This window comes from Enterobacter sp. PL1 (assembly GCF_945957325.1).
Taxonomy (GTDB): Bacteria; Pseudomonadota; Gammaproteobacteria; order Enterobacterales; family Enterobacteriaceae; genus Enterobacter; species Enterobacter roggenkampii.
Genome location: NZ_CAMFKT010000014.1, coordinates 115,238 through 130,855, shown reverse-complemented (window position 1 = coordinate 130,855; position 15,618 = coordinate 115,238). Strand labels below are relative to the sequence as shown.

12 protein-coding genes and 1 riboswitch are annotated in these 15,618 nt (G+C 56.8%); of the genes, 4 read left to right on the top strand and 8 right to left on the bottom strand.

What is annotated here, in order from left to right:
- Positions 1 to 234: 234 nt before the first annotated feature.
- Positions 235 to 1,086, bottom strand: coding sequence for a glutamate racemase (gene murI / locus N6P30_RS14590; protein ID WP_023293583.1), 852 nt, complete (start codon positions 1,084 to 1,086; stop codon positions 235 to 237).
- The gene (gene btuB, locus N6P30_RS14585) at positions 1,031 to 2,878 is read right to left on the bottom strand and encodes a TonB-dependent vitamin B12 receptor BtuB (RefSeq protein ID WP_023293584.1); all 1,848 of its coding nucleotides are present in this window, start codon (positions 2,876 to 2,878) and stop codon (positions 1,031 to 1,033) included. Before btuB ends, murI begins: the two co-directional genes overlap by 56 nt.
- Positions 2,879 to 2,943: 65 nt before the next feature.
- Positions 2,944 to 3,120, bottom strand: a riboswitch (cobalamin riboswitch).
- 104 nt (positions 3,121 to 3,224) lie between these two features.
- Here btuB and trmA point away from each other — a divergent pair.
- Entirely contained in the window at positions 3,225 to 4,325 is a 1,101-nt protein-coding gene (gene trmA / locus N6P30_RS14580) for a tRNA (uridine(54)-C5)-methyltransferase TrmA (RefSeq protein WP_023293585.1), read from the top strand.
- Positions 4,326 to 4,411: 86 nt separating this feature from the next.
- Here the strand turns inward: trmA and N6P30_RS14575 are convergent, their stop codons facing one another.
- Both N6P30_RS14575 and fabR read right to left on the bottom strand, forming a co-directional pair.
- A complete protein-coding gene (locus N6P30_RS14575) occupies positions 4,412 to 4,771 on the bottom strand; it encodes a YijD family membrane protein (RefSeq protein ID WP_008501783.1) in 360 nt (119 codons plus the stop codon).
- Positions 4,772 to 4,780: 9 nt separating this feature from the next.
- On the bottom strand, positions 4,781 to 5,419 hold the full coding sequence (gene fabR / locus N6P30_RS14570; RefSeq protein WP_008501784.1) for an HTH-type transcriptional repressor FabR: 639 nt from the start codon (positions 5,417 to 5,419) through the stop codon (positions 4,781 to 4,783).
- A 196-nt stretch (positions 5,420 to 5,615) separates the two neighbouring features.
- Between fabR and sthA the strand changes: the two genes are divergently transcribed.
- Positions 5,616 to 7,016, top strand: coding sequence for a Si-specific NAD(P)(+) transhydrogenase (gene sthA, locus N6P30_RS14565; protein WP_008501785.1), 1,401 nt, complete (start codon positions 5,616 to 5,618; stop codon positions 7,014 to 7,016).
- On the opposite strand, the gene oxyR is transcribed toward sthA, so the two are convergent.
- The 4 genes from oxyR to argC form a co-directional block, all read right to left on the bottom strand.
- Entirely contained in the window at positions 6,999 to 7,916 is a 918-nt protein-coding gene (oxyR, locus tag N6P30_RS14560) for a DNA-binding transcriptional regulator OxyR (RefSeq protein WP_008501786.1), read from the bottom strand. The genes sthA and oxyR overlap by 18 nt on opposite strands.
- A 295-nt stretch (positions 7,917 to 8,211) precedes the next feature.
- Positions 8,212 to 9,585: an argininosuccinate lyase gene (gene argH, locus N6P30_RS14555; RefSeq protein WP_023293587.1), complete on the bottom strand. Its 1,374-nt coding sequence runs from the start codon at positions 9,583 to 9,585 to the stop codon at positions 8,212 to 8,214.
- 105 nt (positions 9,586 to 9,690) lie between these two features.
- Positions 9,691 to 10,467 carry an acetylglutamate kinase gene (gene argB, locus N6P30_RS14550; protein WP_088728450.1) on the bottom strand — a complete coding sequence of 259 codons (777 nt, stop codon included), beginning with the start codon at positions 10,465 to 10,467 and terminating at the stop codon, positions 9,691 to 9,693.
- Positions 10,468 to 10,473: 6 nt separating this feature from the next.
- A complete protein-coding gene (argC, locus tag N6P30_RS14545; protein WP_023293589.1) occupies positions 10,474 to 11,478 on the bottom strand; it encodes an N-acetyl-gamma-glutamyl-phosphate reductase in 1,005 nt (334 codons plus the stop codon).
- 88 nt (positions 11,479 to 11,566) lie between these two features.
- Between argC and argE the strand changes: the two genes are divergently transcribed.
- Both argE and ppc read left to right on the top strand, forming a co-directional pair.
- The gene (argE, locus tag N6P30_RS14540; RefSeq protein WP_008501790.1) at positions 11,567 to 12,718 is read left to right on the top strand and encodes an acetylornithine deacetylase; all 1,152 of its coding nucleotides are present in this window, start codon (positions 11,567 to 11,569) and stop codon (positions 12,716 to 12,718) included.
- Positions 12,719 to 12,964: 246 nt separating this feature from the next.
- Positions 12,965 to 15,616: a phosphoenolpyruvate carboxylase gene (gene ppc / locus N6P30_RS14535; protein ID WP_008501791.1), complete on the top strand. Its 2,652-nt coding sequence runs from the start codon at positions 12,965 to 12,967 to the stop codon at positions 15,614 to 15,616.
- Positions 15,617 to 15,618: the final 2 nt, after the last annotated feature.

Here is a 15,618-nt window from a genome sequence, read left to right as displayed (position 1 = left end):
CAACGCGGCTTTCGCTCACCGTTGCGAGGTCCCGTATATTACGTTTTCCTCATTCAGAGTCAAGTGATTATTTTCGCTTTTCTCTGTTGGCGTTCATCTCTGAACCCCGCTAACCCGGCGGCCTGTAAGCCGTTGTTCCGTGTCAGTGGAGGCGCATTATAGGGAGTTCTCAGACGTTGACAACCCCTCTTTAAAAAAAAACTTTCAACCGTCTCTTTTTTGCTCAAAACCGTGCTACAGCGCCAGTTTTTCGAGCGTTTCAAAGCCATAACGGCGTAAAACGGGTAAAAGTTGTTCAGTTTCTTTTGTTAACGCCATACAAAACGCGATATTCGCATCCGTAGATTTCGCATCCGGGGCCTCATGCTCCAGCAACCAGGCCGTACGACGGGCGATAGCCGCACCGGAATCCACCAGGCGAGTCCCCTCCGGCAGCACCTCTAATAGCTCTTCCTGGAGTAGCGGGAAGTGGGTACAGCCCAACACAACGGTATCCGGGGGTTCAGGCATCCGCAGCCACGGGCGAAGAATACGACGCAGCTCGTCGAGTGATACCGCCTTGCCATGCAGCTTCGCTTCCGCCATCTCTACCAGCTCAGCCGAACCGAGCATCGCAATCTGGCATTCGTTGGCGAAACGGTCGATCAGCTCGCGGGTATAAGGACGCTTTACCGTACCTCGCGTGGCCAGCAGGCCCACAATGCCGTTCGCCGTCAGACGCGCGGCAGGCTTTATTGCCGGGACGACGCCCACAACCGGGAACTGGAATTTTTCACGCAGGGCGGGAAGAGAAACGGTGCTCGCCGTATTACACGCGATAACGGCCAGCGCAAGGGGATAACGCTGTTGTACCGCAGTGACGATTTCCACCACGCGCTCGACAATAAAATCTTCGCTCTTTTCCCCATACGGGAAAGCGACGTTATCGAAGGCGTAGATGTAATGGAGATCCGGCAGGAGATGCCGAATCTCATCATAGACCGAAAGCCCACCGACGCCGGAATCAAACACCAGCACGGTAGGGCGCGGATTAGAAGGTGTAGCTGCCAGACAAGGTGTATTCCCGTCCTGCAGTTTGGTAGCCATAAACTGTCTCGTAATCTTTATCGAACAGGTTGGCTATTTTACCACGAACTGTAAGGTGTGAGGTGACAGGATACGAAACTGCGACATCCCACAGGCTTACACCGCCCATTTTTACTTTCTCAGACGGGTAAGTACCAAAGTCAGTGTCGTAACGCGTACCGAGATAGTGATAAGTCAGGCTCCAGTCGAAATCATAGATCTGCGTGTCGAGCTGATATTTCACCTGCTGCTTAGCGCGACGATCCAGAAGTTCGTTGGTTGCGGCATTTCGGGCATCCACGTAGTCATAGCCAACAGTATGCGTCAACGGACCCGTATCAAACGATGCTGTCGCTTCCACGCCTTTAATGCGCGCTTTACCGACGTTGTAATATTGCTGAAGGTTATTATCGAAGTCGATGAGATTATCAACGTCATTACGGTAGCCGGATACGCGCCAGCTCACGCCCGCCGTCAGGCCTTCAAACGCACCTTCCCACTGCTTGCTCTCTTCTGGATCAAGATGGTCATTGCCATAGAAACCGTAGAGTTGACCCAGATTCGGTGCCTTATAGGCCGTACCATAAGAAGCAACGAAACGGTAACCCTCCACGAACTCCCAGGCCGCACTGCTTTGCCAGGTGCCATGACGACCGAACTGAGAGTTGTCATCGCTGCGAACCGCCCCTTCCAGGGTGAAGTCACCAAACTGCTGCAGCCCGGTCAGGTAGACGCCGGTGTTACGCAGGTCGTAGCCGTTGGTCACGTAGTTTGTACCCGGCTCGGTGCTCTGCTTCTGCCAGTCAACGCCCGCGCCAATGTTCCCATGGCCAACATCAACGGAGTTGAGCCACTGGACGTTGTACTGTTTGATTTCATCCAGCGTGGCTGTCGAATCGTAGCGGCCTAAATTTGGGTCGTAGTTATAGTCCTTGCTGTGGCTATAGCTGGTGAGCAGCTGTGAATGAAAGATGTCATCGTTGAAGCGCAATCCTGCATCCCAGGTCTGGCTATAGAGCTGGCGGGTATCGACCAGTACGTCAGGCGTAAATGAGCTGTAGTAGCCGTCGTAGGCCGTACGGTTGCTGTAGCCAAAGCCGCGAACAAAACCGCTCCACTGGTCTGAGAATGCGTGATCCATTGCGCCGTAGAGCGTTTTATTCATAAAGCCGTCGCGATCGGTCTGAGCAAGGCCACCATTGTTGCCGTCCGCAACCACATCAAACCCTTTGGTATAGGTGTAATCACCCGCAAGCGTGACGCGCGTGCTGTCGCCCAGTGTTTGCTGAGTACTGCCGCCATAATTCTGATAGCCGTGTGAGCCTACGCCAGCATTCAGCGTGGTACCGTCCTTCGCACGAGTAGTAATAATGTTTACGACACCACCAATCGCGTCTGAGCCGTATACCGCCGAACGCGGTCCACGAACATATTCGATTCGCTGCACCAGGGAGATTGGGAACTGGCTGAGATCGGACGACCCCGTGACGCCCGCCTGGTTAAGGCGGATCCCATCTACAAGGATCAGGACGTGGCTGGAGTTGGTGCCACGGATAAAGAGAGAGGAGAGTTGCCCCATCCCACCACTTTGCGCCGTATCCACGCCGGGCAGGCGACGCATAACGTCCAGCACCGAGGTTGACTGCCAACGGTCAATATCGGCACGCGTCACAACCGAGGTTGCAGCCAGAATAGTTTTTTCAGGTTGTTCAAAACGATTTGCCGTCACCACCAACGAGTCGGCGCTATCCTGCGCCCAGCCCGAAAATGCGGTGACGGACAACGCCGTCAGCAGCGATACTTTTTTAATCATTGTTAAAGCATCCACAATATAAGAAGGATGCCGCAGGCCTCATCGATAGCACGCGATGATGAAACCAAATGCGACGTGATCCCGGCAGGTCTTCGGGCTAGGTGGCGTTATACGGATGAAGACTTCCCATGTTCACAGTGTCTACAACTCTCATCCCGCCAGTCTTTACCGCTGCGCGTCAGCTCCAGATTTACACTGGATTCCCTTTTCACTCTCAGGAGACCGGAAACAGAATGCTACAATTAGATACGTATAGATGTCCAGATAGCTATTGGCCATTAAATCTGGACATCCCCTGAACAATGCCTACAATCCCCGCGTAATTCTTTATCACTCAGGACGCATCATGACCCCAGAACACCTCCCGACAGAACAGTACGACGCGCAGCTGGCAGAGAAAGTCGTCCGCCTGCAAAGTATGATGACGCCTTTCAACGCGCCCGTTCCCGAGGTGTTCCGCTCTCCTGTCAGCCACTACCGCATGCGTGCAGAGTTCCGCATCTGGCACGACGGTGACGACCTGTACCACATCATTTTCGATCAGCAGACGAAGTCCCGCATTCGCGTGGACAGCTTCCCGGCAGCGAGCGAGCTTATCAATCAGCTGATGACGCTGATCGTTGAAGGCGTGCGTAACAACCCGGTGCTGCGCCACAAGCTGTTCCAGATTGACTACCTGACCACGCAAAGTAACCAGGCGATTGTCTCCCTGCTATACCACAAAGCCCTGAACGACGAGTGGCGCGAGCAGGCCGAAGCCCTGCGTGATGCGCTGCGTGCGCAGAACATCAACGTTCACCTGATTGGCCGTGCGACAAAAACCAAAATCATGCTGGATCAGGACTACGTCGACGAGCGCCTGCCGGTGGCGGGTAAAGAGATGATGTATCGTCAGGTCGAGAACAGCTTCACCCAGCCGAACGCTGCAATGAACGTGCAGATGCTGGAGTGGGCGCTGAAGGCGACGGAAGGATCAACGGGCGATCTGCTTGAGCTCTACTGCGGTAACGGCAACTTCTCGCTGGCGCTGGCGCGTAACTTCGATCGCGTTCTGGCAACCGAAATCGCCAAACCGTCGGTGGCCGCCGCGCAGTACAACATTGCCGCCAACCATATCGACAACGTGCAGATCGTTCGTATGGCCGCAGAAGAGTTCACGCAGGCCATGAACGGCGTACGCCAGTTTAACCGTCTGGAAGGCATCGATCTGAAGAGCTACCAGTGTGAGACGATTTTTGTCGACCCGCCGCGCAGTGGCCTGGACAGCGAAACCGAGAAGATGGTGCAGGCGTACCCGCGTATTTTGTACATCTCCTGTAACCCGGAGACGCTGTGCAAGAACCTGGAAACGTTAAGCCAGACGCACAAGGTTGAACGTCTGGCGCTGTTCGATCAGTTCCCGTATACGCACCATATGGAGTGCGGCGTACTGCTCACGGCGAAGTAATGTGGCCTTGTAGGGCAGGTAAGCGAAGCGCCACCTGCCAAAAAAGCCGGATGGCGCTTCGCTTATCCGGCCTACAAAACCCTTCTCTACTCCGGTAACTGGCTCTTACGGCTACGCATGCGCGAGCCAATCCAGAACACCAGCGCAACAGACAGTACCGCAGGGAAGAAGTTAGAGCCGATATCCGGATACTCCGCGCGCACCACCGTGCTGTACAGCAATACGCCCAGAATAAAGCAGGCGGCGGCCAGCCCCGGTAACCCCACCGGCATGGTGCGGTTCAGGTAGCGTTGATGCAGGCAGTACACCGTCAGCACCAGCGCAATCAGCGGGAAAATCGAAAACGGCACGATGGAGCTAAAAATAGCGGCGAACGTACCATTAATGGATAAGCCAGCGATCAATGCCAGCAACAGCGTCCCTTTATCCTGACCTGACTGTTTCATTACTCACCTTCACTCTTCGGTTTGATGTGCCAGTTTCTCTTGTTCACGGCGATACCAGTAGTACGCGCCTTTGGAGATCATCCTGAGCTGCAATACCAGTCGCTCTTCAAGCTGCTTGCGTTGTTCAATGCTGACGTCCAGCGCTTCGGCACCCGCGCTGAACACAATCGTCACCATCGCCTCGGCCTGTGCTTCGGTAAACGCACGCGGCATATGGTTTTCGAGTTCAAGATAGTCGGCAAGTTCCGCGATGAAGTGCTGAATTTCGCGCGCGACGGCGGCACGAAACGCCGCCGATGTGCCCGAACGCTCGCGCAGAAGCAGACGAAACGCGTTGGGGTTATTGCCGATAAATTCCATAAAGGTCGACACGGAGGTACGGATCACGCTGCCCCCTTTGGCGATACGCTGACGCGCCTGGCGCATCAGCTGGCGCAGCATCAAACCGCTCTCGTCGACCATGGTCAGGCCCAGTTCATCCACATCACGGAAGTGACGATAGAAGGACGTTGGCGCAATCCCGGCCTCGCGTGCAACCTCGCGCAGGCTCAAACTGGCAAAACTTCGCTCAGCACTCAGTTGACTGAATGCGGCTTCCACCAGCGAACGCCGGGTTTTCTCTTTTTGTTGTGCTCTTACGCCCATCACGATAGTTGAATCCTTCCAAAGGCCTGATGGCACTATACCAGAGAATAAAATTAATCTGTTTACCTGGCTTTGTGAATGATTGTTTACGTGCGGTTTGTGCTCCACTGCCGGAAAAAAGCACAACGATAATTGGGTTACTCTGGCAATGATGTTATGATTCTGTTGCTTTTATGTATAAGAACAGGTAAGCCTTACCATGCCACATTCCTACGATTACGACGCAATAGTTATTGGTTCCGGCCCCGGCGGCGAAGGTGCTGCTATGGGTCTGGTGAAACAGGGAGCCAGAGTAGCGGTTATTGAGCGCTACCATAATGTCGGCGGCGGTTGCACCCACTGGGGCACCATCCCTTCGAAAGCCCTCCGCCACGCCGTTAGCCGCATTATCGAATTTAACCAGAATCCTCTTTACAGCGACCACTCCCGACTTCTTCGTTCCTCTTTTGCCGACATCCTGAATCACGCGGATACCGTCATTAACCAGCAGACGCGCATGCGTCAGGGGTTTTATGAGCGTAACCACTGTGAAATTTTGCAGGGCAACGCGCATTTTGTGGATGAACACACCCTGGCACTCGAATGCCACGACGGGTCGGTTGAAACCATCACCGCTGAAAAATTTGTGATTGCCTGCGGTTCACGCCCGTACCATCCGGCCGACGTGGACTTCTCGCACCCGCGCGTCTACGACAGCGACTCGATTCTGAGCCTGCACCATGAACCCCGCCACGTCATTATCTATGGCGCAGGGGTCATTGGTTGCGAATATGCGTCGATCTTCCGCGGAATGGACGTCAAAGTTGACCTGATCAACACTCGCGACCGTCTGCTGGCCTTCCTCGATCAGGAGATGTCGGACTCCCTCTCCTACCACTTCTGGAACAGCGGCGTGGTGATTCGCCACAACGAAGAGTACGAGAAGATCGAAGGCTGCGACGACGGGGTGATCATGCACCTCAAGTCAGGCAAGAAGCTGAAAGCGGACTGCCTCCTGTACGCCAACGGCCGTACCGGCAACACCGATTCCCTGCAGCTGGAAAATATCGGGCTTGAAACCGACAGCCGCGGTCAGCTGAAGGTCAACAGCATGTATCAGACCGCCCTGCCGCACGTTTACGCGGTCGGCGACGTGATTGGCTACCCAAGCCTGGCCTCCGCCGCTTACGACCAGGGACGCATTGCGGCTCAGGCGCTGGTGAAAGGCGAAGCGACGGCGCATCTGATCGAAGATATCCCGACGGGTATCTACACCATCCCGGAAATCAGCTCAGTCGGCAAAACCGAGCAGCAGCTGACGTCAATGAAGGTGCCTTACGAGGTGGGTCGTGCGCAGTTTAAACATCTGGCGCGGGCGCAAATCGTGGGGATGAGCGTGGGAACGCTGAAGATCCTGTTCCATCGCGAAACGAAAGAGATCCTCGGGATTCACTGCTTTGGTGAACGCGCCGCGGAAATCATTCATATCGGCCAGGCGATCATGGAGCAGAAAGGTGGTGGTAACACCATTGAGTACTTCGTCAACACCACCTTTAACTACCCGACCATGGCGGAAGCCTATCGGGTAGCCGCGCTGAACGGCTTAAACCGCCTGTTTTAACGCGCTGTCAAAATGGCCATCCATCGCACCGCGGATGGCCTCTGCCAGCTGCTCATAGCGGCTGCGCAGCGGTGAACCCGGGCGATAAACCAGGCCAATTGTACGACGCGGCTCTGGCTTAATGCACGGCAAGTAGACCACGCCATCACGCTTACGCTCGTGCGGCACCGCCAGCGCAGGCAGCAGCGTAATACCGCTTCCCGCCGCGACCATATTTCGCAGGGTTTCCAGGCTGGTTGCGCGGAAGTGGGTATCTTCATCAGCACCCGCTTCGAAACAGAAGCCCATCGCCTGGTCGCGCAGGCAGTGGCCATCTTCCAGCATCAGCAGCTTTTCACCCGCCAGATCGGCCATCGGCACGCGATCGCGGTTCGCCCACGGGTGATCTTCATAGATCGCCAGCATCATCGGCTCATCGAACAGCGGCACTTCAATAAAGGCTTCACTCTCTTTTACCAGTGCCAGAATGGCGCAGTCGAGCTTGCCGCTGTCCAGCTGCGCCAGCAGCTGATGCGTCTGCGCTTCATGCAGGTACATTTCGAGTTTCGGGAACGTCTGGTGCAGCATCGGAATGATGTGCGGTAACAGGTACGGGCCAACGGTTGGGATCAGGCCAATATGCAGCGGGCCGGACATCGCCTCCCCCTGCTGGCTTGCCATTTCCTTGAGCACTTTGACCTCGCGCAGCACGGTGCGCGCCTGATCCACCAGCAGAAGACCTGCCTGTGTGAACAGAACCTTACGACTGGTGCGCTCCAGCAGCATCACGCCCAGCTCGTCTTCAAGCTTGCGGATCTGGCCGCTCAGCGTGGGCTGGCTGACGTGGCAGGAATCTGCCGCGCGGCGAAAGTGACGATGCTCGGCTAACGCTACCAGGTATTCAAGATCACGAATATTCATTATTCATCCTCCGTCGCCACGATAGTTCATGGCGATAGATAGCATAGCAACGAACGATTATCCCTATCAAGCATTCTGTTGAATAATACACCACATAGACGAGGCGGCACGTGTTTGACCCTTGACGTCCCCGCCACCGTCAGCGAGTTTCTCTCAAAACTCGAACAACTAAAGCCAACGTGAACTTTTGCGGACCCCGTGGTCCGCTTTTTTTTGCGTAAAAAAGCCCAACTCAGGGTTGGGCTGGGGTTTTGTAGGTCGGGTAAGGCGAAGCCGCCACCCGACGTTTCAGGCATCAAATCAGGCGGTTTTTCGCCTCCGCAATGGCCAGCGCCACCTGCTTAGGCGACACGCCGCCTTTCGCCGCACGCTTATCCAGGCAGGACTGCAGCGCCAGAATCGGATACACATCATCCCCGATAGCCGCGCTGAATTTTTGCAGATCGGCCAGCGCCAGATCTTCCAGCGGTTTACCCTGACGAATGGCTTCAACTACCGCTTCACCGACAATATGGTGCGCTTCACGGAACGGTACGCTCTTCGCCACCAGATAATCCGCCAGCTCGGTAGAGTTCGCATAGCCCTGCTGCGCCGCTTCCTGACAGCGCGGACGCTTCACCTGAATGCCGTCCAGCACCAGCGCGCCCATATGCAGACAGTCGAGCCAGGTGTCGAGCGCGTCGAACAGCCCCTCTTTGTCTTCCTGCATATCTTTGTTGTACGCCAGCGGCAGCCCTTTCAGGGTCATCATCATGCCGGTCAGCGCGCCCTGCACGCGGCCACATTTCCCGCGGATCAGCTCCAGCGCGTCCGGGTTTTTCTTCTGCGGCATCAGGGATGAGCCTGACGTCACGCGGTCGGACAGCTCAACGAAGCCCGCTTCGCCGGAGTTAAAGAAGATCAGGTCTTCGGCAAAGCGCGACAGGTGCACCATGCCGATAGACGCATTGGAGAGCAGCTCCAGCACGTGGTCACGGTCAGAGACGCTGTCCAGGCTGTTACGGGTGGCGGAGGCAAAGCCCAGCCAGCCTGCCAGCTGTTCACGGTCGATTTCGTAAGCGGTACCCGCCAGCGCGCCGCTGCCCAGCGGGCTGACGTCCAGACGCTTCAGGGTATCCTGCAGACGGCTTTCGTCACGCGCCAGCATCTCAACGTAGGCCAGACACCAGTGCGCAAAGGTCACCGGCTGCGCGCGCTGCAGGTGGGTATAACCCGGCATCACCGCGTCCTGATTGTTCTGTGCGGTCTCCACCAGCGCGGTCTGCAGCTGACGGTTAGCCGCCAGCAGCTCCGCGACGGTATCTTTACACCACAGCTTCAGGTCGGTGGCGACCTGGTCGTTACGGCTACGGCCGGTGTGCAGCTTTTTACCCAACTGGCCGACCTTGTCGATCAGTTTGCCTTCCACCCAGCTGTGAATATCTTCAGCATCGCTCTGCAGAATTTGCTGCGGATCCAGACGCACTTCTTCCAGCAGGTTGTTCAGCGCCTCTTCCAGCTGCTGCTGTTCGTCTGCGGTCAGTACGCCAACGGTCACCAGCGCTTTGGACCAGGCCACAGAGCCGACAATATCCTGTTCGGCCAGGCGGTAGTCGAAGCGCAAAGAGTCGTTGAACTGTTTGAACCGCTGATCCGCTGCCTGTGTAAAACGCCCACCCCAAAGTGCCATAACGAATTTCCTTAATGATGATATTTTTGCCCGGTGGCGCTGCGCTTACCGGGCCTACAAAATTCACGTAGGCCGGATAAGCGAAGCGCCATCCGGCACAGAATCTTAAGCCAGAATACGCGTGCCAATCGGCGTGCCGTTAAACAGCGCCGGAAGCTGCTCCGCGTGACGCCAGGAGGCGATATCAACCGGGCGGCCCAGCGTGCGCGCCGCATCCAGCGCGGCGTTCACTTTGACGATCATGCCGTCGGTGATGATGCCCTGCGCAATCAGCTGCTCGGCTTTTGCCGCAGTCATTTCCGCAATGCGCTGGCCTTTTCCGTCCAGAATGCCGCTCACGTCGGAGAGCAGGATCAGGTCCGCACCCAGCGTTGCCGCCAGTGCAGTTGCCGCCTGGTCAGCGTTAACGTTCATCAGCTCGCCCTCTTCGGTCACGCCGATAGAGCTCACCACCGGCAGGAAACCGCCTTCCAGCAGCGTGTTAATCAGCTTAGGCGAACCCGGCTGCGCCAGTCCAACGTGACCGAGCGCTTCGTCGAGCTGGGTCACTTTTACGCTGTCGCCATCGCCCAGGTAGAGGCCAACGGAAGCAATGCGGTGTTTCTTCGCCCAGGACAGCAGGGTTTTGTTCGCTGTACCCGCCAGCGCACCGGTGATAATGTCAATCTGGTCCGCAGGCGTCACGCGCAGGCCGTTTTTCTTGATCACCGGCAGGTTGAGCCCTTTCATCAGTTCATCCACCACGCAGCCGCCGCCGTGCACAATCACCAGCGGACGTTGGTGTGATTCGCGATAGTTCACCAGCGCGGTAAACAGACGCTCCAGCGCTTCTTCGCTGTCCAGCAGTACACCACCGAGTTTGATAATTAATGGGTTCATCATCACACCTTAAATAAGAGCCTGCGTTTCCGGGAAACCGAAACGAATATTTGCACACTGCATTGCCTGAGCGGCAGCGCCTTTCAGTAAGTTATCTTCTGCGGCCACCACGATGAGATGCTCACCCTGCACGGCAAAGCCGATGTCGCAGAACGGCAGGCCGACCACATTTTTCAGCGCCGGCACGCCTTTGTCGTACAGGCGCACCAGCGGTTTGTCCGCATACGCCTGCGTGAAGACCTCATTCACCTGCTCTTTGGTCACGCCAGGCTTCAGGCGGCAGGTAATGGTTTCGAGGATCCCACGCGGGAAGCTGCCCAGATGCGGCGTGAAAATCACGTCCGCGCCCAGATGGGTGGTGATTTCAGGATGATGGCGATGATTAAACACGCCATACGGCTGAAGGCTCACTTCGCAGAAGCTGTTGGAGATGGCGGCCTTGCGCCCTGCTCCGCTCACGCCGCTGGTGGCGTTGATCACCGGCCACTGGTTCAGATCCAGCAGCCCGGCGTCGATCAGCGGTTTCAGCGAAAGCTGTGCCGCCGTCGGGTAGCAGCCCGGGACAGCAATCAGATCCGCTTCTTTCAGTTTGTCAGCGCTCCACTCCGCCAGGCCGTACACCGCTTTTTCAAGCAGCTCCGGATGCTGATGGGTGAAACCGTAATATTTTTCGTAGAACGCGCCATCGTTAACGCGGAACGCGCCGGAGAGGTCGAAGACCACGCAGCCAGCCGCCAGGAACTGCGGCGCCAGGTCGTGGCTGACCTCGTGTGCGGTGGCTAAAAACACCACGTCGACGCCGTCGGTAAACTCGCTGATGTCAGACATGGGCTGCAAAGGCAGATCGACCAGGCCCTTAAGCTGCGGATGCAAATCGGAAATTAACTTTCCTGCATCATTGCTTTGCGCTGACACGGTCAAAGCGGTTATGGTCATATGTGGATGGCGATTCACGTAGCTTACAAGCTCTGCGCCCGCATAACCGCTAGCGCCTACAATCAGCGTATTCAACATCGGGTTCCTTTATGCTCAACGTTAATGTATTTTTATTCACATTTATTGCATGAATATTGATACTATCACGACCTAAGGTGTGTCAACAATGAAAATGAACTTACCGCCATTTATCGAGATCTACCGCGCCCTGATTGCCACACCGTCCATCAGCGCAACGGAAGAAGCGCTGGATCAGAGCAATGAGTCTTTAATCAATCTGCTGGCGGGTTGGTTTAGCGATCTTGGGTTTAACGTTGAGGTTCAGCCCGTCCCCGGCACTCGCCACAAATTTAACCTGCTCGCCAGTACCGGAACCGGTGCGGGCGGCCTGCTGCTGGCCGGTCACACCGACACCGTGCCGTTTGACGATGGCCGCTGGACGCGCGATCCGTTCACCCTGACCGAGCACGACAACAAGCTCTACGGTCTGGGTACCGCAGACATGAAAGGCTTCTTCGCCTTTATCCTCGACGCGCTGCGTGACGTGGACGTGACGAAGCTGAAAAAACCGCTCTACATTCTGGCGACCGCTGATGAAGAAACCAGCATGGCGGGCGCGCGCTACTTCTCAGAAAACACGTCGATTCGTCCGGATTGCGCGATCATCGGCGAGCCGACGTCTCTGCAACCGATTCGCGCACATAAAGGCCATATCTCTACCGCCGTGCGCGTGCTCGGCCAGTCCGGCCACTCCAGCGATCCGGCGCGCGGCGTCAACGCCATTGAGCTGATGCATGACGCCATCGGCCGCATCATGACCCTGCGCGACGATCTGAAAGAGCGTTACCACTATGAAGCGTTCACCGTGCCGTATCCAACGCTCAATCTCGGCAGCCTGCACGGCGGTGATGCCTCGAACCGTATCTGCGCCTGCTGCGAGCTGCACATGGACATCCGACCGCTGCCGGGCATGACCCTGAGCGATCTGGATGGTTTACTGAACGAAGCGCTGGCCCCGGTGAGTGAGCGCTGGCCGGGCCGTCTGACGGTCTCGGAACTGCACCCGCCGATCCCGGGTTATGAATGCCCGCCGGACCATCAGCTGGTCGAAGTGGTGGAAAAGCTGCTCGGTGAAAAAACTGACGTGGTGAACTACTGCACCGAAGCGCCGTTTATTCAGACGCTGTGCCCGACGCTGGTTCTTGGCCCTGGCTCCATCAACCAGGCGCACCAGCCGGATGAATATCTTGAAACCCGCTTTATCAAGCCCACCCGCGAACTGATTACCCAGGTTGTACATCATTTCTGCTGGCATTAATGACCTTTCCCCTCTCGGAAGAGAGGGGAAAATCCCGCGATCTCCGTCACATTTCCATAAGCATCTCTTATCTGACGCAATGCGAATTAAATTTCGTAAATTGCCCACATTTATTCGTTTGCTGAACCGTTTTCGCAGCAATTGACGACGGGGGTTTTACGTGGCTTTATAAAGGGAGATGACAAAATAATGTCCAGAAGATTTTCGCCTGGGCATAAACAAAAATGATGGGGTGACTGGGTTTTTATGAACGAACAATATTCCGCGTTGCGTAGTAATGTCAGTATGCTCGGCAAAGTGCTTGGAGATACCATCAAAGATGCGTTGGGGGAGAACATCCTCGACCGCGTTGAAACCATCCGCAAGCTGTCTAAATCTTCCCGTGCCGGTAACGAGGCCAGTCGTCAGGAGCTGCTCACCACCTTGCAGAACCTCTCGAACGACGAGCTGCTGCCCGTTGCACGCGCATTCAGCCAGTTCCTGAACCTGGCAAATACCGCTGAGCAATACCACAGCATTTCGCCAAACGGCGAAGCGGCCAGCAACCCGGAAGTCATTGCCCGCACCCTTCGTAAACTGAAAGACCAGCCAGACCTCAACGAAGCCACCATCAAAAAAGCGGTGGAGTCACTTTCGCTGGAGCTGGTACTGACCGCTCACCCAACCGAGATCACCCGTCGCACCCTGATCCACAAAATGGTGGAAGTGAACAACTGCCTGAAGCAGCTGGATAACAAAGACATTGCCGACTATGAACGCAACCAGCTGATGCGCCGCCTGCGCCAGCTGATTGCTCAGTCCTGGCACACCGATGAAATTCGTAAGCATCGCCCAAGCCCGGTCGACGAAGCTAAATGGGGCTTTGCGGTGGTGGAAAACAGCCTGTGGGAAGGGGTACCGAACTACCTGCGCGAGCTGAACGAACAGCTGGAAGCGAACTTGGGCTACCGTCTGCCGGTCGACTTTGTGCCGGTCCGCTTTACCTCCTGGATGGGCGGCGACCGCGACGGCAACCCGAACGTCACCGCAGAAATCACCCGTCACGTCCTGCTGCTGAGCCGCTGGAAAGCGACCGATCTGTTCCTGAAAGACATTCAGGTACTGATCTCCGAGCTGTCGATGGTAGAAGCGACGCCGGAACTGCGCGCGCTGGCCGGTGAAGAAGGCGCCAGCGAGCCGTACCGTTTCCTGATGAAAAAACTGCGTGGTCAGCTGATGGCCACTCAGGCCTGGCTGGAAGCGCGCCTGAAAGGCCAGCGTCTGCCAAAACCAGAAGGCCTGCTCAGCCAGAATGAACAGCTTTGGGAGCCGCTGTACGCCTGTTATAAATCGCTGCAGGCCTGCGGGATGGGCATCATTGCCAACGGCGAACTGCTCGACACCCTGCGTCGCGTGAAGTGTTTCGGCGTGCCGCTGGTACGTATCGACGTTCGTCAGGAAAGTACCCGTCATACCGAAGCGCTGGGCGAGCTGACCCGCTACCTCGGCATCGGCGACTATGAAAGCTGGTCCGAAGCCGACAAGCAGGCGTTCCTGATCCGCGAGCTGAACTCCAAGCGCCCTCTGCTGCCGCGCAACTGGGAGCCAAGCAACGATACCCGCGAAGTGCTCAACACCTGTAAAGCGATCGTGGACGCACCGAAAGGATCGGTCGCCGCCTATGTGATCTCCATGGCGAAAACCCCATCCGACGTGCTGGGCGTTCACCTCCTGCTGAAAGAAGCGGGCATCGACTACGCCCTGCCTGTCGCCCCGCTGTTTGAGACCCTCGATGACCTGAACAACGCCAACGACGTGATGAGCCAGCTGCTGAACATCGACTGGTATCGCGGCTTTATTCAGGGCAAACAGATGGTGATGATCGGCTATTCCGACTCCGCAAAAGATGCGGGCGTAATGGCGGCATCCTGGGCGCAGTATCAGGCGCAGGACGCACTGATCAAAACCTGCGAGAAAGCCGGTATCGAGCTGACCCTGTTCCACGGACGCGGTGGCTCCATTGGCCGTGGCGGCGCGCCAGCACACGCGGCACTGCTGTCACAGCCGCCGGGAAGCCTGAAAGGCGGCCTGCGCGTGACCGAGCAGGGCGAGATGATCCGCTTCAAGTACGGCCTGCCGGAAGTGACCATCAGCAGCCTGTCGCTTTATACCAGCGCGATCCTGGAAGCCAACCTGCTGCCACCGCCGGAGCCGAAAGCCTCCTGGTGCCACATCATGGACGAGCTGTCGGCTATCTCCTGCGATCTGTACCGCGGCTACGTGCGTGAAAACAAAGATTTCGTGCCTTACTTCCGTTCAGCCACGCCTGAGCAGGAGCTGGGTAAACTTCCGCTGGGCTCGCGTCCTGCCAAGCGTCGTCCGACCGGCGGCGTTGAATCCCTGCGTGCAATCCCGTGGATCTTTGCCTGGACGCAGAACCGCTTAATGCTGCCCGCCTGGCTGGGTGCCGGTGCCGCACTGCAAAAAGTGGTGGAAGACGGTAAACAGAGCGAACTGGAAACCATGTGCCGCGACTGGCCGTTCTTCTCTACCCGTCTGGGAATGCTGGAGATGGTCTTCTCGAAAGCCGACCTGTGGCTGGCGGAATACTACGATCAGCGCCTGGTGAAGCCCGAGCTGTGGGCGCTGGGCAAAGAGCTGCGCGAACTGCTGGAAGGCGACATCAAAGTGGTGCTGGACATCGCTAACGACTCACACCTGATGGCGGACCTGCCGTGGATTGCCGAGTCTATCCAGCTGCGTAACATCTACACCGACCCGCTGAACGTCCTGCAGGCAGAGCTGCTGCACCGTTCGCGTCTGGCGGAAGAAGAAGGGAAAGAGCCGGATCCACGCGTTGAACAGGCGCTGATGGTGACGATTGCGGGCGTTGCGGCGGGTATGCGTAACACCGGCTAATG